The organism is Streptomyces sp. NPDC004134, assembly GCF_042874195.1.
Taxonomy (GTDB): Bacteria; Actinomycetota; Actinomycetes; order Streptomycetales; family Streptomycetaceae; genus Streptomyces.
Genome location: NZ_JBIAMS010000019.1, coordinates 1 through 19,806, shown reverse-complemented (window position 1 = coordinate 19,806; position 19,806 = coordinate 1). Strand labels below are relative to the sequence as shown.

The 19,806-nt window shown below is 73.5% G+C and carries 17 protein-coding genes; 5 read left to right on the top strand and 12 right to left on the bottom strand.

Annotated features, from left to right (window positions below; genetic code table 11):
* Positions 1 to 4 precede the first annotated feature (4 nt).
* From ACFYVJ_RS22955 to zapE, 3 genes are all read right to left on the bottom strand, one after another.
* On the bottom strand, positions 5 to 949 hold the full coding sequence (locus ACFYVJ_RS22955) for a polysaccharide deacetylase family protein (protein ID WP_388894348.1): 945 nt from the start codon (positions 947 to 949) through the stop codon (positions 5 to 7).
* 177 nt (positions 950 to 1,126) lie between these two features.
* Positions 1,127 to 2,488: an alkaline phosphatase PhoX gene (locus ACFYVJ_RS22950; RefSeq protein WP_388894345.1), complete on the bottom strand. Its 1,362-nt coding sequence runs from the start codon at positions 2,486 to 2,488 to the stop codon at positions 1,127 to 1,129.
* Positions 2,489 to 2,591: 103 nt separating this feature from the next.
* Complete coding sequence (gene zapE, locus ACFYVJ_RS22945) at positions 2,592 to 3,746, bottom strand: cell division protein ZapE (RefSeq protein WP_388894342.1); 1,155 nt, start codon at positions 3,744 to 3,746, stop codon at positions 2,592 to 2,594.
* A 64-nt stretch (positions 3,747 to 3,810) separates the two neighbouring features.
* Here zapE and ACFYVJ_RS22940 point away from each other — a divergent pair, with 64 nt between their 5' ends.
* The 4 genes from ACFYVJ_RS22940 (at position 3,811) to msrB (ending at position 7,111) form a co-directional block, all read left to right on the top strand.
* A complete protein-coding gene (locus ACFYVJ_RS22940; protein ID WP_388894339.1) occupies positions 3,811 to 4,578 on the top strand; it encodes a dihydrofolate reductase family protein in 768 nt (255 codons plus the stop codon).
* 106 nt (positions 4,579 to 4,684) lie between these two features.
* Entirely contained in the window at positions 4,685 to 5,152 is a 468-nt protein-coding gene (locus tag ACFYVJ_RS22935) for an indole-3-glycerol phosphate synthase (RefSeq protein ID WP_388894336.1), read from the top strand.
* A gap of 128 nt (positions 5,153 to 5,280) precedes the next feature.
* The gene (gene murC, locus ACFYVJ_RS22930) at positions 5,281 to 6,690 is read left to right on the top strand and encodes a UDP-N-acetylmuramate--L-alanine ligase (protein ID WP_388894334.1); all 1,410 of its coding nucleotides are present in this window, start codon (positions 5,281 to 5,283) and stop codon (positions 6,688 to 6,690) included.
* 1 nt (position 6,691) lies between these two features.
* On the top strand, positions 6,692 to 7,111 hold the full coding sequence (gene msrB / locus ACFYVJ_RS22925) for a peptide-methionine (R)-S-oxide reductase MsrB (protein WP_388894331.1): 420 nt from the start codon (positions 6,692 to 6,694) through the stop codon (positions 7,109 to 7,111).
* Between the two features lie 66 nt (positions 7,112 to 7,177).
* Here the strand turns inward: msrB and ACFYVJ_RS22920 are convergent, their stop codons facing one another.
* From ACFYVJ_RS22920 to ACFYVJ_RS22885, 8 genes are all read right to left on the bottom strand, one after another.
* Positions 7,178 to 8,365 carry a hypothetical protein gene (locus tag ACFYVJ_RS22920; protein WP_388894328.1) on the bottom strand — a complete coding sequence of 396 codons (1,188 nt, stop codon included), beginning with the start codon at positions 8,363 to 8,365 and terminating at the stop codon, positions 7,178 to 7,180.
* A gap of 20 nt (positions 8,366 to 8,385) precedes the next feature.
* Complete coding sequence (locus tag ACFYVJ_RS22915; RefSeq protein ID WP_388894326.1) at positions 8,386 to 9,414, bottom strand: 2-hydroxyacid dehydrogenase; 1,029 nt, start codon at positions 9,412 to 9,414, stop codon at positions 8,386 to 8,388.
* On the bottom strand, positions 9,411 to 10,109 hold the full coding sequence (locus tag ACFYVJ_RS22910; protein ID WP_388894323.1) for a histidine phosphatase family protein: 699 nt from the start codon (positions 10,107 to 10,109) through the stop codon (positions 9,411 to 9,413). The genes ACFYVJ_RS22915 and ACFYVJ_RS22910 overlap by 4 nt, the downstream gene beginning before the upstream one ends.
* Entirely contained in the window at positions 10,106 to 11,698 is a 1,593-nt protein-coding gene (locus tag ACFYVJ_RS22905; RefSeq protein ID WP_388894320.1) for an FGGY-family carbohydrate kinase, read from the bottom strand. The genes ACFYVJ_RS22910 and ACFYVJ_RS22905 overlap by 4 nt, the downstream gene beginning before the upstream one ends.
* Entirely contained in the window at positions 11,695 to 13,236 is a 1,542-nt protein-coding gene (locus ACFYVJ_RS22900) for an FGGY family carbohydrate kinase (RefSeq protein ID WP_388894317.1), read from the bottom strand. The genes ACFYVJ_RS22905 and ACFYVJ_RS22900 overlap by 4 nt, the downstream gene beginning before the upstream one ends.
* 4 nt (positions 13,237 to 13,240) lie before the next feature.
* Entirely contained in the window at positions 13,241 to 14,491 is a 1,251-nt protein-coding gene (locus ACFYVJ_RS22895) for a sugar ABC transporter permease (protein WP_388894314.1), read from the bottom strand.
* Positions 14,488 to 15,333, bottom strand: a complete 846-nt coding sequence (locus ACFYVJ_RS22890; RefSeq protein ID WP_388894312.1) for an ATP-binding cassette domain-containing protein — start codon at positions 15,331 to 15,333, stop codon at positions 14,488 to 14,490. Before ACFYVJ_RS22890 ends, ACFYVJ_RS22895 begins: the two co-directional genes overlap by 4 nt.
* Before the next feature lie 63 nt (positions 15,334 to 15,396).
* On the bottom strand, positions 15,397 to 16,473 hold the full coding sequence (locus ACFYVJ_RS22885; RefSeq protein ID WP_388894309.1) for a sugar ABC transporter substrate-binding protein: 1,077 nt from the start codon (positions 16,471 to 16,473) through the stop codon (positions 15,397 to 15,399).
* 433 nt (positions 16,474 to 16,906) lie between these two features.
* Here ACFYVJ_RS22885 and ACFYVJ_RS22880 point away from each other — a divergent pair, with 433 nt between their 5' ends.
* Positions 16,907 to 17,683: a DeoR/GlpR family DNA-binding transcription regulator gene (locus ACFYVJ_RS22880; protein WP_326800407.1), complete on the top strand. Its 777-nt coding sequence runs from the start codon at positions 16,907 to 16,909 to the stop codon at positions 17,681 to 17,683.
* Between the two features lie 105 nt (positions 17,684 to 17,788).
* On the opposite strand, the gene ACFYVJ_RS22875 is transcribed toward ACFYVJ_RS22880, so the two are convergent.
* Positions 17,789 to 18,316 carry a DUF5709 domain-containing protein gene (locus tag ACFYVJ_RS22875; RefSeq protein ID WP_388894306.1) on the bottom strand — a complete coding sequence of 176 codons (528 nt, stop codon included), beginning with the start codon at positions 18,314 to 18,316 and terminating at the stop codon, positions 17,789 to 17,791.
* Between the last annotated feature and the right edge of the window lie 1,490 nt (positions 18,317 to 19,806).

Sequence of the window (19,806 nt, the reverse complement as noted above, 5' to 3'; positions counted from 1 at the left end):
GGCCTCAGCGCGCCGCCATCAGCTCGGAGACCTTGGCGAAGCCGTAGCCGCGCCGGCGCAGCTCCGGCACGATCTCGCGCACCGCCTGCTCCGTGACCGGCGCCGCGCTGCGGGTGACGTGCAGGACCACCACCGACCCCGGCCGCACCCGCGTCAGCACCTCCTCCGCCACCGCGCCCGGGTCGGTGGCGAACGCGTCGCCGCTGGGCACGTCCCACTGCACGGCGGTCACCCCCGTCGGGGCGAGGGCGCGCAGCGCCGCGTCGTCGTAACAGCCGCCGGGGAAGCGGAAGTACGGGACGGGTGCGGGCACGCCCGCGCGGCGCAGCTCGGCGAAGGTCCGCTCGACCTCGGCGCGCATGGTGCCGGGGTCGACCTCGGGCAGGCCGTAGCAGGGGGTGGCGAAGGCGCGGTGGCTGTAGGAGTGGTTGGCCACCTCGAACAGCGGGTCGCGGCCGATGGCGCGGGCCTGGCCGGGGTAGCGGGCGGCCCAGGTGCCGGTCATGAAGACGGTCGCGGGCACCTTCAGTTGCCGTAGCGCGGCGATGAGCCCGGGGTTGTCGAACCGCTCGCCGGCGTCGGCGCGGTCGTGCTGGTCGGCCATCATGTCGGCGTCGAAGGTGAGCGCGACGCGCTTGCCGGCCGCGCCCCGGCGTGCGCCGTGCCGCCACACCGGCGCGAGTCCCGCGCGGGCCGCCTTGGCCTCCCCGCGGGCCTTCGCCCGCGCCCCGCCGCGTGCCTCGTCCCTGCTCTCGCCCCGGGTCCCGCCCTCCGGGTCCTTCTGCGGCCGCCCCGTCCCGTACGCGGCCGGGTGGTCGCTGTGCTCCCTGGCCGCGGGCGCGCCGGCCGGTGCCGAGGGCGCGGAAGGCTGGGCGCACGCCGCGAGGAAGAGGGCGAGCAGCGCGACGAGGGCCGCGCGGGCGGGGCGCGGGCGCCGGAAGTCGATCATGCGGGGAGCGTAAGAGCGCTTCCGGGGGCGCGCGCGCCGGAGCGAGCGCCCGGGTGAACGGGCTACGACACGCCGCGGCGCCGGCCCGGGCGGCGAACCGGGTGGAACCGGTCCTCCGCCGGGCCGGCGCCGGGCGCCGTGCCGGTACCGCCTTGCGTGCGCGTACGCGCCGGGGGGCTACCGCCAGCGGCCGGTGATGGCGAACGTGGTGCCGGGCGCGTAGCAGTTCACGTACATCGTCCGGCCGTTCGGCGAGAAGGTGACGCCGGCGAACTCGCCGTACTCCGGGTCCTCCGCGCTGCCCGTGTTCTGCCGGTTGCGCGCCACCGCGAAGACCTCGCCGCGCCGCGAGACGCCGTACACGTGCTGCTCGCCGCCGCCGTCCTCGCAGAGGAACAGGCCGCCCGACGGCGACAGGGCGATGTTGTCGGGGGACTCGCCGGGGGTGTCGACGCCGTGGTCGGGGCCGAAGCGGATGACGAGCTTCAGCTCGTTGGTCCGCGGCGTGTAGCGCCACACCTGGCCGAAGTGGTCGCCGCCCGAGCCCTCGGAGGACTTGGCGAAGCTGGAGACGAAGTACACCGAGTTGCCGCCCCAGTAGCAGCCCTCCAGCTTCTGCGCGTGCGACATGGGGCGCCCGAAGTCCTGGTGGCGGATCGGGGTCTTCGCCGCCAGCGGGTCGGGGACCTCGATCCACTCGACGTCGTCGAACGTGGTGCCGATCTCCTCGACCACCGACAGGTCCGGCACGTCCGGCACCCGCATGGCCTGCAGCTCGCCGCCGGCCCGCAGGGAGCCGAGGCCGCCCTTGGGCTTCTTCGGCAGGAAGCGGTAGAACAGCCCGAACGGGTGCTGGAAGGCGTCCTCCGTCTCGTAGACGACGCCGTTGGACGGGTCGAAGGCGACGGCCTCGTGCTGGAAGCGGCCCATCGCGGTGAGCGGCTCCGCGCCGCTCTCGTGCGGGTCGACGGGGTCGACCTCGAAGATGAAGCCGTGGTCCTTGGTGTACCCGTTGGTGCCGGCCTTGTCCTCGGTCTCCTCGCAGGTCAGCCAGGTGCCCCAGAGGCTGGGCCCGCCGGCGCAGTTGACCGCGGTGCCGGCGATGCCGACGCGCTCGCCCTCGAGTTCGCCGTTCCGGTCGACCTCCAGCACGGTGCAGCCGCCCATGCCCATCGGGTCGTACGTCAGGCCGTCGATGGCGGGGACGCGGTGGGGTGCGGTGGGGCGGTTCTCGTGGTTGCGGACGAGCCGGACGTCGCCCCCGCGGGCGCGGAAGGCGGCCATGCCGTCGTGGTTGCTGGGCACGGCGCCCTCGCCGGAGAGCAGTTGGTCGCCCTCGCGGGAGAGCACCCGGTACTCGAAGCCCTCGGGGAGGTCGAGGAGGCCGTTGGGGTCGGGGACGAGCGGGCCGTAGCCGGCGTCCTTCGGGGCGTGTGCGGCGGCGGTGCCGGCGTACAGCTCGGAGACGCTTCCGGTGAAGGCGATGCCGGCGCCCAGCGCGCCGGTACGGGCGAGAACCTCACGTCGTGTGGCAGCCATGCGGAAAGACCAACTCCCTGCTGACGGACAGGAAAACGGTGACCCGACCGTGTGTACCACTCGGTGAACTGAAAGTGAACCAGGTGAGAGGTGTGTGAAGGGTCTACTCCTGTGGCGGCGGTGTGCCGCCGCTGCCGCCGGCCGCTGCGGAGTCGTCCGGGGTGTCCCGTTCGTCCAGGTCAGGACGGGCGTCGCGGGCCAGCGCGGTGAGCCGGGATATCGCGCGAAAGTACTTCTTGCGGTACCCGCCCGCGAGCATGTCGTCGCCGAAGAGCCGGTCGAACGGAACGCCGGAGGCGAGCACGGGTATCTCCCGGTCGTACAGCCGGTCCGCGAGCACCACCAGCCGCAGCGCCGTCGCCTCGTCGGCCACCGGCCGCACGCCGGTCAGGCAGACGGTGCGGACGCCGTCGGTCAGCGCGCCGTAGCGGCTGGGGTGGACCCGGGCGAGGTGGCCGAGGAGGTCGGGGAAGGCGTCGAGCGTGGCGCCGGGGAGGGTGTGGGCGGCGCGGCTGACGGCCGCGTCGGTCAGCGGGTCGGGGGCGGCGGGCAGGCCGCGGTGGCGGTAGTCGTCGCCGTCGATGCGCAGGGGGCGGAAGCGGTCCGCCAGGCCCTGTATCTCGCGCAGGAAGTCGGCCGCGGCGAAGCGGCCCTCGCCCAGCTTGCCCGGCAGGGTGTTGGAGGTGGCGGCCAGCGCGACGCCGGAGTCGACGAGCTTGCCGAGGAGGCTGGAGACCAGCACGGTGTCGCCGGGGTCGTCCAGCTCGAACTCGTCGATGCACAGCAGCCGGTGGTCCCCGAGGGTGCGTACCGTCTGCTGGAAGCCCAGCGCGCCCACCAGGTTCGTCAGCTCGACGAACGTGCAGAAGCCCTTCAGCTCGGGCGCCGCCTCGGTGGCGTGCCAGAGCGAGGCCAGCAGGTGCGTCTTGCCGACGCCGAAGCCGCCGTCCAGATACACCCCGCGCGGCCCGGTGGGCTCCTTCGGCGCCCGCCGCCACCAGGGCCGCCGGCCGCCCACCGCGGTGGCGCCGCCGCCGAGCCCGGCGGCGAAGGCGGCGAGGGCGCGTACGGCCTCCGCCTGGCTGGGGCGGGCGGGGTCCGGCACGTAGGTCGAGAACCGCACCGCGTCGAAGCGCGGCGGCGGCACCAGCTCGGCGACCAGCCGTTCGGCGGGCACGCGCGGCTCGCGGCCGGTGAGCGCGCCCGGGGCTATGCCGCCGGGCGTGTCGGCGGTGGAGGCGGAGGCGGAAGGGGACACGTTCTCACTGTAGGTCGACTCCTCGGCAAGCCGTACACCAGTACGTCATGCCACACTGCCGCATATGCGTCGCCTGCTGCCCGTACCCGCGGATCCGTCCGCCCTCGCCGACCGCGAGTGGTCCCTGGACGAGCTCGCGGACGCCTATGCATACCCCCCGGGGGACGGCGTCTGGCTACGGGCCAACATGGTCAGCTCCGTCGACGGCGCCGCGTCCTTCGACGGGCGCTCCCAGCCGCTGTCGTCCCCGGCGGACATGCGCCTCTTCGGTGTGCTGCGCGCGCTGGCCGACGTGGTGGTCGTGGGTGCAGAAACGGTACGCCTTGAGGGGTACAGGCCGGCCCGCGTCCGCGAGGCGTTCGCCGCCCGCAGGGCCGCGGCGGGCCAGAGCCCCGCGCCGCCGGTCGCGATCCTCACCGCCTCCTTCGACCTGGACTTCTCGCTGCCGCTGTTCACCGCACCGGCCGTGCCGACGCTGCTGCTCACGGGCGCCCGGGCGCCGGCGGAGCGGGTGGCCGCGGCCCGGGCGGCCGGAGCCGAGGTCGTGGTCGCGGGGGAGGGCCGGGGCGCGGACCCGGCGGCGGCCGTCGCCGCGCTCGCGGAGCGCGGGCACCGGCGGCTGCTGACGGAGGGCGGTCCCTCGGCGCTGGGCCGCTTCGCCCGGGCGGGGGTGCTCGACGAGCTGTGCCTGACCCTGGCGCCCCGGGTGGCGCTGGGAGACGGGCCCCGGATCATGCACGGCACCGCCCCGGAGGCGGAGCCGCTGGGCCTCGGCCTGGAGTCGGTCATGGAGGAGGCCGGCTTCCTGTTCACGCGTTACCGTCGGTTCTGACAATCTGCGGAATATCACGTTCCGCTTAGCCGTGCTGGGGCAGACTAAGTCGGCAGGATCGTTTCTGACGTGGTCTGTGTGCCTGTGCGGAAGAAGGGCGTTCATCGTGTTCACCACCGTCCTGATGATCGAGAAGCCGCTCGCACCCGTGGATGTGGAGATGGTCACCACGCTCCACGGTCAGGAGCCCGTCAGCTTCGTCGTGCTGCTGCAACCCCGCGGAGACCAGGGAGTGCTGTTGCGGGCGCTCGACGACGTAGCCCTCGGAGAGCTGGAGGACGCGGTCCGCGAGTCGGACGAGCCGGAGGGGCACGAGGCGCTGCCCACCGCCAAGCTGGCCCTGGAGCACTCCCTGAAGGCGCTGCGCGAGAAGGGGGCGGAGGCCGTCGGCGAGATCGTCGACCGGCACCCGCTCGACCTGCTGAAGTCCGTCGTGGAGCAGACGCGGGCCGACGAGGTCATCGTGCTCACCGCGCCGCACCTGGTGGAGGAGTTCTTCCACCGCGACTGGGCCTCCCGGGCCCGGCACAAGGTCGGCGTGCCGGTGCTGAAGCTCTTCGCGCACGAGGGCTGAGCCCGGCCGCGCGCCGGGGGCGGGGGCCACGCGCCGCCCGGCCCCGGCGGTGGCACCGGATTGTCGGCGCGGGGTGCGAGAATCGTCGCGTCCCATCCGAACCCGCCAGGAAGGCAGGGCGCCACCACATGACCCCGGGGATCCCGCCCACGCTGGAGAGTCCGCACTTCGTCGGCATCGGCGGCGCCGGTATGTCGGGCATCGCGAAGATCCTCGCCCAGCGCGGCGCCGCCGTCGCCGGCAGCGACGCCCGCGAGTCCGGCACCGTGGCCGCCCTCCGCGAGCTGGGCGCCGTCGTGCACCTCGGCCACGCCGCCGGGCACCTGGACCCCGGCGCCAGCGCCGTCGTCGTCTCCTCCGCCATCCGCGAGGACAATCCCGAGCTGGCCGCCGCCCGCGCCCGCGGGCTGCCCGTCGTGCACCGCTCCGACGCGCTCGCAGCGGTCATGGACGGGCTGCGCCCCATCGCCGTGGCCGGCACCCACGGCAAGACGACGACCACCTCGATGCTCGCCGTCGCCCTGCGCACCCTCGGCCGCGACCCGTCGTACGCCATCGGCGGTGACATCGACGCCCCCGGCACCAACGCGCACCACGGCACCGGCGACCTCTTCGTCGCCGAGGCGGACGAGAGCGACCGCAGCTTCCACAAGTACGCGCCCGAGGTCGCCATCGTCCTCAACGTCGAGCTGGACCACCACGCCAACTACGCCTCGCTGGAGGAGATCTACGCCTCCTTCGAGACCTTCGCCGACCGCATCGTCCCCGGCGGCACCCTCGTCGTCTCCGCCGACCACCCGGGCGCCCGCGAGCTGACCCGCCGGCTGGCGGAAAGCGGCGTGCGTACCGTCACCTACGGCGAGTCACCCGACGCCGACGCGCGCGTGCTCTCCGTCACCCCCAAGGGCCTGGCCAGCGAGGTCACCGTGGTGCTCGACGGCGCGAAGCTCACCTTCGGCGTCTCCGTCCCCGGCCGCCACTACGCACACAACGCCGTCGCGGCGCTGGCCGCGGGCGCCGCGGCAGGCGTGCCCGCCGCGGAGCTGGCGCCGGCGCTGGCGTCCTTCACCGGCGTCGGCCGGCGGCTGCAGCCGAAGGGCACGGCGGGGGGCGTGCGGGTCGTGGACACGTACGCGCACCACCCCACCGAGATGAGCGCCGACCTGGAGGCCGTACGGGCCGCCGCGGACGACGGCCACGGCGGCCGCTCCGGCCGCATCCTCGTCGTCTTCCAGCCGCACCTGTTCTCGCGCACCCGCGAGCTGGGCACCGAGATGGGCCAGGCCCTCGCGCTCGCCGACGCCTCCCTGGTGCTCGGCATCTATCCCGCCCGCGAGGACCCGATCCCCGGCGTGACCAGCGACATCATCATCGAGGCCGCCCGCGCGCAGGGTGCCGACGTCACCTCCGCGCCCGACATGGCCGCCGTCCCGGGCCTGGTGGCAGGAATGGCGAAGCCCGGTGATCTCGTTCTCACCATGGGGGCAGGGGACGTCACCGAGCTGGGACCCCGGATCCTGTCCCGACTGGAGGGCTGAGATGACATACGAGGTCGACAAGCCGGACGAGCAGTGGCGCGCGGAGCTGTCGCCCGAGGAGTACCAGGTGCTGCGGCAGGCGGGCACCGAGCGCCCCTTTACCGGCGAGTACACCGACACCAAGGCCGAGGGCGTCTACGAGTGCCGGGCCTGTGGCGCGGAGCTGTTCCGCTCCACGGAGAAGTTCGAGAGCCACTGCGGCTGGCCGAGCTTCTACGACCCGGCGCAGAGCGAGGCCGTCGAGCTGCTGGAGGACCGGTCGATGGGCACGGTCCGTACCGAGGTGCGCTGCGCCCGCTGCGGCTCCCACCTGGGCCACGTCTTCAGCGGCGAGGGCTACCCGACGCCGACCGACCAGCGCTACTGCATCAACTCCGTCTCCCTGCGGCTGCTGCCCGCCGGTGAGTCCACCGGGCAGTAACGGCCGGGAACCCCCCGGGCCCGCCCCCGATACGTGCGGGCCCGGGAGGCGCGAGAGCGCCCCGCGTCAGTCCTCGACGCGCTCGAACGGGGTCGGGGTCTCGCCCGTCCAGCGGTAGAGGTAGACCTCGCCCTCCTGCTTCTTCACGCCGTCCTCGGTCACCGCCCGGCCCTCGGCGACGTAGTAGCGGCCGTCGCCCAGCGCGTCGATGCCGTAGTTGCCGTGGAACTCCCAGCCGCGCACGCCCGTCTCCGGGTCGTTCAGGCCCGCGTCGCGCAGCGTGAGCAGCTTGCCCTTCTCGGGCTTCGCCTGGCCCCTGATCTCGCCGCGCACCGGCTTCTTCGAGCCGTCGACGGTGAAGAACGAGTAGTTCGGGAAGCCCTCCTTCACGCCGTCGTAGACCGCCATGATCCAGTTGCGGGTGTACGGGTCGTACTGGAGGTTCTGCACGCCGTAGGTGGTGTTGCCGGTGTACGCGAAGTACTTGCCGTCCGTCCGCTTCGGGCCGCTGCGGTGCGGGTCGGCCTGCGACAGCGGGCGCTCGTAGCGGCGCCAGTCGCGCACGTCGTACTCCAGGACCACCTGGTGGTCGTTGTCGGCGCGCGTGGTGTTGGAGTACACGCCGTAGGCGACCATCAGCTTCTGCACCCCGCCGCGCTTGCCGAACTCCGGGCCGAAGGAGACGCCGTCGATGCCGGAGCAGCCGTAGCGGTGGTCGGGGGTGTTCGCGGTGTCGCCGTCGAAGACGCCGTCGCCGTTCATGTCGGCGGTGAAGTCCTCGACGACCTCGTCCAGGTGGACGGCGGTCATCACGCCGTCGGACTCGGCGTTCATGCCGACCCGGTCGATCTCGTCCACGTCGAAGACGGCGATGTAGAACGCCTCTTCGGCCTTGTACTCCAGCGAGCCGTAGACGCGGCCGTCGCGGTCGTTGAGGTCGATGTCGCCGAGGTGTCCGGTGAGGCCCTCGACGGTGCCGATCACGTTGCCGTCGAGGTCGGTCTTGACCAGCATCTGCGTGAAGGACCAGTAGACGAAGCCGCGTTCGGTGTCGACGGTGACACCCTGGACGTGGCTCGTCGGCCACGCGCCGCCTTCGATGTGGGTGGGCAGGTTGGGCGGGAGCGGCTTGGCCGCGGGGGCGGCGGGTGCGGTGGCGGCCGCGAAGCCTGCCGGGGCGGCGGTGAGCAGGAGGGCGGGGACGGCTATGCCGGCGACGACGGCCGCTCTGGCCGTACGGTACTTGCCGCGCATGCGGGTTCCTTTCCACGGGTTCATCTGGTGAGCACTTCCGGATTCGCGCAGTGGATCAGGGGCCGGCCGGCCAGGTGGTGGCCGACCTCGGTGGCGACCATGCCGGCCGCGTTGTGGGCGGTCTGGCGGCTGGCGCCGGCCAAGTGGGGGGTCATCACGACGCCCGGGGTACGGGGCAGTCGCGAGTCGGTGGGCAGCGGTTCGACGGGGAACACGTCGAACGCGGCACCGAAGAGCCGGCCTTCGTCGAGGGCGTCGCAGACCGCGTCGTAGTCGACGAGGGAGCCGCGGGCGCAGTTGACGAGGACGCCGCCGGCGGGCATGAGGCCGATCAGCTCGCGGGAGATCAGCCCCTCGGTCTGCGGGGTGGCACGGGCGTGCACGGTGACGAAGGCGGAACGGTTCATCAGCTCGGGCAGCTCGACCAGTTCGTCCGGCGCGACGGCCGCCGCGTCGGCGAAGGGGTCGGCGACGAGCACGCGGGCGCCGAAGCCGCGGGCGATACGGGCCACGCGGGAGCCGATGGCGCCGTAGCCGACGATGCCGACCGTGCTGCCCTCCAGCTCCGGCCCGACGGCCTCGTAGCGGTAGTAGTCGCCGCGCCAGGTGCCGGCCGCCAGGTCCGCGTGGGTGGCGGGGATCCGGCGGGCGGCGGCCAGCATCAGGGCCACGGTGTGCTCGGCGGTGGCGGTGGCGTTGCGGCCGGGGGCGTAGGTGACGGCGACGCCGTGGCGGGTGGCGGCTTCCAGGTTGGCGTTGACGGGGCCGCCGCGGCTGACGCAGAACAGCCGCAGGGCGGGGCTGGCGGCGAGGATCCGTTCGGTCAGCGGCGCCATCTGCGTCACGCAGATCTCGGCGCCGTCCAGGGCCTCGATGAGCTGGTCCTCGGTGCCCGACGCCTCCCGCACCTCGGCCACCGGGCCGAACGGCTCGACGGGCCAGGGCAGGGTGAGTTCGCGGACGTCGGCGTCGGGGGCGACCGGGCGGAGCCGGTCGCGGAGCAGGTCGTTGCGGACGAAGTGGTCGCCGGCGGCGAGGATGGTGGTCACGCGGGGACTCCGGGGGTCACGGGGCGGTTCAGCGTCAGCAGCGAGGGCGTGCCGTCGCTGAGGACCAGCTCGTTGAGGGCGCAGTTGGCCAGGTGGGGGAAGCGGCGGCGGTAGTCGCGCAGCGGCAGGCCGAGCAGCCGGCACAGGGTGAGCCGGATGGCGGTGGAGTGGGCGACGACGAGTATCCGCCCGTCGCTCTTCCCGCCGCCGGCCTGCTTGCCGCTGCCCTGTCCTCCGGTGCCCTGTCCTCCGCTGCCCTGCGCACCGGTGTCGTGTTCCGCGCGCAGGTCGGCGAGGAAGGCGGCGTACCGCTCGACGACCGCGGCCGGGTCCTCCCCCTCGGGGAAGTGGCTGGCCACCGGGTCGGCCTCGAACGACGCCACGGCCTCGGGCATCCGCTCGCGCATCTCGGCGCGGGTCAGCCCCTCGGCCACGCCGAAGTCCAGCTCGCGCAGCCGCGGGTCGAGGTGCAGCGGCAGCCCCGCGGCCGCCGCGCTGCCCGCCGCGGTCTGCCGGCAGCGCAGCATCGGCGAGGACCACACGGCCGCGAGACCCGCCTGCGCCGCCCAGTCGGCGAGGGCGGCGGCCTGGTCGCGGCCGTGTTCTGTGAGGTCGATGTCGGTGGCGCCGGCGTAGCGGTTCTCGCCGTGCCAGACGCTCTCCCCGTGCCGGACGAAGATGACGTTGAGGCTCATGACGCGGTCCTCTCTCGTGCGTGGGCCGCGACGACCTCGGGCAGCCAGCCGCGCCGGGCCAGCAGGTCGACGAGCCGGACATAGCCCTCGTCGTGGGCGGATCGGTACGGGTCGCGGGGCTCGACGGTGCGGTCGGCCCGGACCATCGCGGCGGCGGCGCGGTCGAGGGCGCCGCCCGCGGCGGGGCTGCCGGCGGCGGTGCCGGAGCCGGAGTCGGGGCCGGAGCCGGTCCCTGTGCCGCTGCCGTTCCCGATGCGGTCGCCGTCGCCGGTGCCGTCGAGGGCGGCGGCGGCCAGGACGGCCATCCCGAGCGCCGGCTGCGCGTGCCGCGGCAGCGTCACCGGGCGGCGCAGCACGTCGGCGCGGAGCTGGTTCCACACCGGGTTGCGGGTCGCACCGCCGGTGAGGACGACGGCCCCGGTGGCGGGCGCGCCGAGCAGGTCGGCGTAGTCGAAGCAGAGCCGCTCGACGTACGCGGCCCCCTGGAGCAGCGCCGCGAAGTCCTCGGCGGAGCCCGCCGGCTCCCGGCTGCGGAACGCCGTCGCGCCGGGCGCGACGAACGGGAACCGCTCCCCGGGCGAGACCAGCGGATAGCGCAGCAGCCCGGTCGGCAGCAGCTCCGCCGCCCCGGCCGTCAGCCGGTCCAGGTCGGCGCCCGCGAACTCCCGCGCCACCAGCCCGGCCCCGACGCTGGACGCGCCGCCCGGCAGCCAGGTGCCCGCGGGCGAGCGATGCGAGTACATGACGCCCGCCGGGTCGTGGACCAGCTCCGCGGTCACGCCCTTGAGCACCAGGGTGGTGCCCATGACGGAGTTCCAGCTCCCCACCGCCGTGGCCCCGGAGCCCAGTTGGGCGGCGCAGCCGTCGGTCATCCCGGCGACCACCGGGGTGCCCGCGAGCAGCCCGGTCTCCGCCGCCGCGGCGGCCGAGACCTCACCGAGCACGGTCCCGGGCGGCACCAGCCCCGGCAGCACCTCCGCGGGGATGCCGAGGTCCGCGAAGACCTTCTCCGGCCAGGTCACGGTGGCGGCGTCGGCGCCGGTCTTGAGCGCGTTGCTGGTATCGGTCGGTACGTCGTGGCCGACGAGCCGGCGGTTGACCACGTCGCTCTGGTGCGCCAGCCGCCAGCCGTCCGCGGCGGCCCGCGGATGCCGGTCGAGCAGCCAGCGCAGCTTCGGCAGCCCCCAGGAGCGCTGCATCCGCCGGTAGCCGGCGCGGGTCCACTGCGCCTCGCCGGCCTCGTTGACCTTCTCGGCCTCGACGGCGGCGCGCCCGTCGTCGTACATCAGCGCGGGCGTGACGGTGTGCCCGTGGCGGTCCGTCAGGGTGACGGTGCCGGAGGTGGCGTCGACGGCCACGGCCCGGATCCGGCGCGGGTCCGCGCCCGCCGCACGGGCCTGCCCGACCGCGGCGCAGACCGCGCGCCACCACTCGTCCGGGTCCTGCTCGTGGCGGCCGTCGCGGCGGTCGCTGGTCAGCGGGGCCGTCCCCGCGCCGAGCAACTGCCCGGCGGAGTCGGTGGCCACCGCGCGGACGCCCTGCGTGCCCAGGTCGATGCCGAGCCAGGCGTCGGGAGCGGGGTGGGTCATGCGCCGGCTCCACCGGAGTGCGCGGATCCGTTCCCGTCGGCCGTACGCTCCCGGCCCAGCGCCCACACCGGCCGGTGCAGCTCGCGCAGCTCCAGGAACTCGGCGTAGCGGCCGTCCGCGGCGCGGGCGGGGTCCGGTTCGTACGACGCGGCGATACGTACCTGGTGCGCCGCCGCCGTCGCGAAGTCCGGCTCCCTGCCGGTCGCGACGGCGCCGGTCAGCCACGCGCCGCGGGCGCCGATCTCGGTGTCGGCGGGGACCGCCACGGGCACGCCCGTGACGTCCGAGATCAGCCGCATCCAGAACCCGCTGCGGGTGCCGCCGCCGCTGAGCGTCAGCAGGTCCGGCTCCGCGGGCGAGGCGGCGAGGCAGTCGCGGATCGCGAGGGTGACCCCCTCCACCACCGCGCGCGCCACGTCCTCGCGGGCGCTGTCCAGCGACAGACCGGTCAGCGAGCCGCGGGCTGCCGGGTCGAAGAACGGGGCGCGCTCGCCCGCGGGGGAGAGGTACGGCATGAACCGCACCCCGGCCGTGTCCGCCGAGCCGCGCTCGGCCAGCTCCATCAGGTCTGCGGCCGAGGCGAGACCCAGGAGCTTCGCGCCCCACTCGAGCATGTCGCCGCCGCTCATCGTCGGGAAGGCGCGCAGGTAGTGGCCGGGGACGCCGAGCGGGACGGTGATGCCCACGGGCGTGTCCGCGGGACCGGGCGCGGGGGGTGCGTCCATGACGATCTCGGTGGAGAGCGTGGTGCCGAGGATGGTGCACGCGCGGCCCGCGCCGACCGCGCCCGAGCCGATCGCGGTGGCGCAGATGTCGTACGGGGCGAGCACCACGGGGATGCCCTCCGGCAGCCCGGTCTCGGCGCCGGCGGCGGCGCCGAGCGGGGTGACGCGGTGGTCGTCGTCGCGCAGCGGCGGCAGCAGTTCGCGGGCCCACTCCACCCCGTACAGCTCGAACAGCCGGTCCGACCAGGTGCGTTCGGCGATGTCCAGGAACGGCGCCGCGGCCTCCGACTCGTCCACGGCGGGCCGGCCGGTGAGCTTGTAGAACAGCCAGCCCCCGCAGGTCAGCAGGTGCCGGGAGCGGGCGAGGCGGTCAGGGTCGTGCGCGCGCAGCCACGCCAGCACCGCGTTCGGCATGCCCGTGGACAGCCGCGAGCCGCAGATGCGGAACGCCTCGGCCACGGTCCCGTCCCGCTCCCAGTCGCCGACGATGCCGGCGGCGCGGCCGTCGTTCCAGAGAACCGCGGGCCCGGTGGGCCGGCCCGCGCCGTCGATCAGCCAGGCCCCGTCGCCCTGCCCGGTCACCGCGACGAACGCGGGCGGCGCGGGCAGCTCGGCGACCACCTCCCGTACGGCGGAGGCCACCGCGTCCCACACGTCGGCCATGTCCTGCTCGGCCCAGCCGGGCCGGGGCCGCGTCACCCGCGTCGGGCGCCGGCCGACCGTCAGCTCCGCGCCGTCCGGGCCGTAGCCGACGACCTTGACGACGGTGGTGCCGGCGTCGATCGCGATCGCGGTCAGGTCCGCTTCCCCCATGTCGTCAGCCCCTTCCGTGTGCCTGCCGCGACCGGCGGGCCGCGGAGTCCAGGGCCACGGCGACGAGCAGCACCAGGCCCGTGATGATGAAGCGGTACGAGGAGTCGAGGTTGAGCAGCGTCAGACCGCTGGAGATCGACTGGATGACCAGCACGCCCAGCAGCGCCGCGAACGCGGAACCGCGGCCGCCGAAGAGGCTGGTGCCGCCGATGACCGCGGCGGCGATGGCGTTGAGGTTGACGTCCGCGGTGCCGGTCGACTGGTTCGCCGCCGCCAGCCGCGCCGCGGCCAGCACGCCGCCGGTCGCCGCCAGCGCGGAGCACATGACGAACGCGGAGGTGTAGACGGCGCGGACGTTGATGCCGGCCCGGCGGGCCGCCTCCGCGTTGCCGCCCACCGCGTACAGGGAGCGCCCGAACTTCGTCTTGGTGAGGACGTAGTGCACCATCAGCACCAGGCTGACGAAGAGCATGAACATCCAGGGGACGCCACGGGTGCGGTTCAGGTAGTAGACCGTGAACAGCAGCGCCGCGGCCAGCAGCCCCGCCTGCAGCCCGAGCCACTGCATCGACGCGGACGACAGCCCCGCGAGGCGCCGGCTGCGGGCCCGCACCCAGCCCACGGCGAGGAAGCCGCCGGCCGCCGCGACCGCGAAGACGTAGGCCAGCGCCTCGGGCACGAACCACACCTGCGCGAACTTCACCAGCGGCGAGTCGAACGGGATGTTGATCGCGTTCTGGTCGCGCAGCAGCCACAACTGCAGGCCCAGGAAGGCCAGCAGCCCGCCCAGGGTGACGACGAAGCTGGGCACGCCGAAGCGGTTCAGTATCTGGCCGTAGAGCCAGCCGATCACACAGCCGCCGGCGATCGCGACGGCCAGGGCCAGCACCATCGGCTGCTCGTGCTTGACCATGACGACGGCGGTGGCGGCGGCCGAGACGCCGCTGACCGAGCCGACCGACAGGTCGATCTGGCCGACGAGCAGCACGCAGACGATGCCCAGCGCGATGACGCCGAGCGGCACCATCTCGAAGGTCAGGTTCACCAGGTTGGTGCTGGACAGGAAGGTCTGGTTCAGCGACTGGAAGATGGTCCAGATGACGAGGATGCCGGCGACGACGGGCAGCATGCCCAGGTCGCCGTCGCGGGTGCGGCGGATGGCGGCGCGGACGCTGTCGCCGATGCCCTGGGGCGTCGTCAGCCGCTCGTCCTGCAAGTCGGTGGTCTTGCTCGGCGGAGTGTCCAGGGATGTCACGGCAGTTCCTTCTCTTTCCGCTCATTCCGCGTCGCCGCGTCCGGCCGCGGTTCGCCGGCCGCGGCTCTCCTGGCCGCGCGCTGCGCGACCACGTTGTCCACCGCGCCGGTGATCGCGGCGACGACCTGCTCCGAGGTGACCGTGCGGGCGTCGAAGACGCCGTTGTTACGGCCGAGGCGGAGCACCGCCACCCGGTCGGCGACGGCGCGTACGTCGTCCATGTTGTGGCTGATCATGACGACGCCGAGGCCGTTGCCCTTCAGCCGCTCGATGAGGTTCAGCACCTCGGCCGTCTGCGCCACGCCGAGCGCGGCGGTCGGCTCGTCGAGGAGGATCACCTCGGGCTTGCCCAGCAGCGCCCGGGTGATCGCCACCGTCTGCCGCTGGCCGCCGGAGAGGGCGGCCACCGGCACGTCGAGGGTGGGGATACGGGCCGACAGCTCCCGCAGCAGCTCCCAGGAGCGGGTCTCCATCCGAACGTCGTCCAGCATCCAGGGACGTAGCTCCTGGCCGAGGAAGAGGTTCGCCTTGACGTCGAGGTTCTCGCAGAGCGCGAGGTCCTGGAAGACGGTGGCGATGCCGATGGCCTGCGCGTCGGCCGGGGAGGCGAGCGACACCTCCCGGTCGTGGAAGGCGATGGTGCCCCCGTCGGGGGTGTAGACCCCCGACAGGATCTTCACCAGCGTGGACTTGCCGGCGCCGTTGTCCCCGACGACGGCCACCACCTCGCCGGCGGCCACGTCGAGGTCGATGCCGGTGAGCGCGGCGACGGCGCCGAACTGCTTGCTGACGCCGCGCAGGGACAGCACGGTGGGCGCGGCCGGGGCGGCGGGGGCTGTCATCGTGACCCTTTTCCTTTCGTTTCGCCGGGTGCGGAGTTCGCCGGGTGCGGAGGCTGCGTACCGTCAGCCGATGCCGAGGCTCTCGCAGTCCTTGGCGTACTCGCGGGTGCAGACGTCCTCGGCCTTCAGCACGCCGTCGGGGCCGAAGATGACCTCCTTGAGGTTCTCCTGCGTGACGACGGTCGGCTGGAAGAGCTGGGACGGCGTGTCGAAGAGCTGGGTGTCGGCCTTGGGCTTCTCGCCCTGCATGAAGGCGTACGTGACCTCGGCGGCGGCCTCGGCGACGGTCTTGATCGGCTTGGAGATGGTGTTGAACTGGTCGCCCGCGATGATCCGCTGAACGGCCGCAAGCTCGGCGTCGTTGCCGGTGACCGGCGGGACCTGGGCCTCGGCGGCCTTGAACGCGGCGATCGACCCGCCGCCGGTGCCGTCGTTGGCGGCGACCACGCCGGCGATGCGTCCCGAGTACTGCGAGATCTGGCCGCTCACCCACTGCTGGGCCTTCTCCGGCGACCAGTCGGGTGTGTCGTACTCGGCGAGCAGCTTGTAGCCGCTGTCGTCGACGGCGTTGTGGATGCCCTTCTTGATCAGCCCGGCCGCGGCGTCCGTCGGCGAGCCGTTGACCTGGAGGATGCCGCCCTCGGCGGACTCCTTGTCGAGGTGGTCGACGAGCGACTGGCCGATGGACTCGCCGATGGCCTCGTTGTCGAACGAGACGTAGAAGTCGGCGGGCTTGGTGGGGATCGGCCGGTCGTACGCGATGACCTTGACGCCCTGCGACTGCGCGGTCTGCACGATGGTCGCCGCGGACTCGGAGTCCACCGGGTCCAGGACGATGACCTTGGCGCCCTGCGCCATGGCGGAGTTGGCCTGCTGCTGCTGGAGGGCGGCGTCGCTGTCGGCGTTCTGGTAGATGACCTTGCACTCGTCGCAGAGCTCGCCCATCCGCTTCTTGAACAGCGGGGCGTCGTACTGCTCGTAGCGCGTGGAGGCCAGGTCGGGCATGAGGAACGCGACCTTCCCGGCCCCGGTGCCGCCGCCCTCGCCGTCGTCACCCGAACTGCCGGGCTCCTCGGCGCAGGCGGTCAGTGCGCCGGTGGCGAGGATGCCGGCGAGAGCAAAACTGGCCAGTCGTCTCATGATCCACTCCTTGCTCGTGTCCTTGCTCGTGGGCGCTGGCTGCGGTGGGGCGCGGGGGCGCGGTGCGCTGTGCCCTCGGCGTGGTGGCCTTCGTGGGCGCCCGCCGGACCGCTGCCCGGCGGTTGCCGGGTGCCCGCCGGGCGCTTGGAAGGCGACGCACACGAAACTCGGATGTTTCATTCGTGTCAACGGGCCTCAGAAAATGAACAACGGACCCCGGTAAAGCACCCCTTTGAGTGTTCGCTCGATCAGGGGCGGTTAACATCGAGTCGATGGCAGGTGCGGTGGGGGACTATGACAGCGCAGGCAGTCGCGTCGCCATCCGCCGCGTACGCAGCCCTGAGCGGGGCGCGGCGTCCGGATACGGGAATGTTCACTTCACAGAAAGAGAACAGGAGTTTCCATGGGGGCAGAGACCCGGCAGCCGGCCGACATGAGCGGGCGAAAGCCCCGGGAGCGAAGAGACCGCATCAAAGGCCGCGTCGTGGACGAAGGCTTCGTCCGCATCGAGCAGTTGGCCGACGAACTCGGCGTGACCCCCATGACCATCCGCCGGGACCTCGACCACCTGCAGAGCAGAGGCTGGCTCCGCAAGGTCCGCGGCGGCGCCACCGCCCAGCCCTCGACCGCCTTCCACGGCGACGTGCGCCACCGCACCCAGGCGATGACGGCCGAGAAGAACGCCCTGGCCCGCGCCGCGCTGCCGCTGGTCAAGTCCGGCCAGTCGGTGATCATCGACGACAGCACCACGGCCCTGGCCCTGACCCGCCTGCTCACGCAGCAGGCGCCGCTGACGGTCATCACCAACTTCGTGCCGGTCACGCAGGTGCTCGCGGGCAGCCCGGGCATCGAGCTGATATCACTGGGCGGCACGTACTACCCCGCGTACGACGCCTTCCTGGGCCTGCGCACGGTCGACGCGGTCACGAGCCTGTACGCCGACACCCTCTTCGCCTCCACGACGGCGATCACCCGGGGGCACTGCTACCACCAGTCGCAGGAGACGGTGGCGGTCAAGCGCGCGCTGATGGAGGCGTGCGCCCGCAAGATCCTCCTGGTGGACCACACGAAGTTCCGCCGCCGGGGCCTGTACCAACTCGCCCCGGTGACGGCCTTCGACCTGGTCATCGTCGACTCGGGGATCCCGCCGGCGGATCTGGACGCACTGCAGGCGGACGGGGTGGAGGTGCTGGTGGCCCACCCGGAGTGAGGGGGGCGTGTCCGTCTCGGCGGGGGGCGTCGGTGGAGCGGACCGCGCGCTGTCTTCGTGCGGGCTGCCGTGCGGACCTTCGTGCGGACCTTCCTGCGGGTCCTCCTACGGGCCTTCGTGCCGGCCTTCCTGCGGGCCTTCGTACTCTTCCTCATCGTCGACGACGTGGACGGCGGCTTCCTCGGCGGAGGCGGCGGCGCCGTTGATGCCGGCGTCCGAGGCGATCATGTCTTTCTCTTCGTCGTCGTGGGCGCCCTCGTCCGGCGCGACGAGGCGGCCGGCGCGGCGGTCGCCGACCTCGTCGTCGATCAGCTCGCCGTCGGTGTCGGCGGCGTCGCCGAGGCCGTCGTCGTCGGGGAGGACGGGCGGATCGGGGATCTCCTCGGCGAGCCGCTCGTCCAGGGACTCCCCGCGACGCTGCTCGGCGGCGGTGACGCCGGTGCGGTCGACCCCGCGGGGCTTCTCGGGTGGGGAGTACCCCTCGTCGAGGGGGTCGATGAACCCGTCCAGGGTGTCCTCGGGCGGCAGCAGCCCTTCGTCGTCCTGAGCCCCGTCTCCGGGCGCGCCGGAGGCGTAGGGCTGGTAGACCTCGTCGCCAGCGGCGCTGTCTTCTTCGCCGTCGCTGCCCGTCACACGCGCCTCCTGTGGAGAATTTCCCGCTGCGGTCATCCTCGGCGGGGCGTGGGGGCGGGGATACCTGGGCGGGGCGATCGGGTGGCGGGGTGGGTGGGTCCGGCGGTCAGGCGACGGGGCGGCGCGGGCGCGGCGAAGAGGCGCCCCTCTTTCCGGTCCTTTTCGCCTCTATTTCCGCTCTATTTCCCCTCACGCCCACCCAAGGGTATGCGGCTGGTCTGACAGCGCGGGGGCGCTGGCGGTGTGAGCTGGCCTTTTGTGCACGAGGGGCGGGTGCGGGGGTACGGCGTGGGGAGGGTGGTTGTCCGTGCGGTGGGACGGGTGCGGGGGTCGGTGTCGGGCTGGCTGTGGTGCCTGGGTGGGGCCGGGTGGGGGGTACGGGTCGGGGTGGGGGCGGTGCGTGGGGTGGGGCCGGGTGCGGGGGTGCGGCGTCGGGGTGGGGGCGGTGCGTGGGTGGGGCCGGGTGCGGGGATACGGCGTCGGGGTGGCGGTGGTGCGTGGGGTGTGCCGGTGTACGGGGGTGGCGGCGAAGGGAGTGGGGCGTCATTGGGGCTCCCCCCGGGCCACCCCACTCCTGAGTGTGCGGGCCTGCGTCCGCCGTCAAGGGCGCTCCTCTCCGCTTCGCTGCGAGGAACGTCGCTTCGCGATGGGGCTTCGCCCCACCCTTGACACCGGACTCCGGCCCGAAAGACCGGCGGCTATGGGTGGCCAGGAGGGAGCGGGCGCCCTAATGCTGCGCTACGAAGGCGGTGTCCGGCGGACGGGGTGGCCGGGCCGCCGGGAGTTGGGCCAGTCCCGTTCGCCGACGTTCCCGGCGGACGGAGGGCCGGACGCCGGCCGGTGGGTCTGCCCCTATCGCCGATGCACCCGGCCGACGGAGGCCGGACTGCCGGGTGCCGGGTGTTTCCCGATCGCCGATGTTCTCGGCGGACGGGGGCCAAGCCGGCCGGTGGGTCTGCCCTGATCGCTGATGCATCCGGTCGACGGAGGCCGGGGCCGGCGGGTGCCGGGGCTTCCCCGATCGCTGAGGTTCCCGGCGGACGTGGAGCGGGCTGCCGCTCGCCGGGGTCTGCCCTGATCGCCGTTGCCCCGGCGGACGTGGGGCGAAGGCCGGAGACGGGCTGGGGCCGATCGCCGATGTTCTCGTGGGAAGTTGGGCGGAGGCCGGGGGCGGGCTGGCGCTGATCGCCGTTGTCCCCGCTGGACGGGGCGGAGGCCGGAGACGGCTGCGCTCTGTCGCGGATACCCCCGGCGGGTGGGGTGGGCCCCCGGATCTGGGCTCAGCCGGTTGCCGGTCCACGGTGGTCGGGGGCGAACGGCGGTGCCGGGCCTGATCCGATCACGGGCGGTACCGGCAGACGGGGGGCGAATACCGGCGCAGGGTGAGACCGGTCGGGTCACGTCCGCGGGGGTGGTGTATCGGTGGCCACTGGCGTGATCTTGTTGTGAGGTTATGCGGTGAGTTCGGTGGGCAGGTCGGGGTCGTTGGT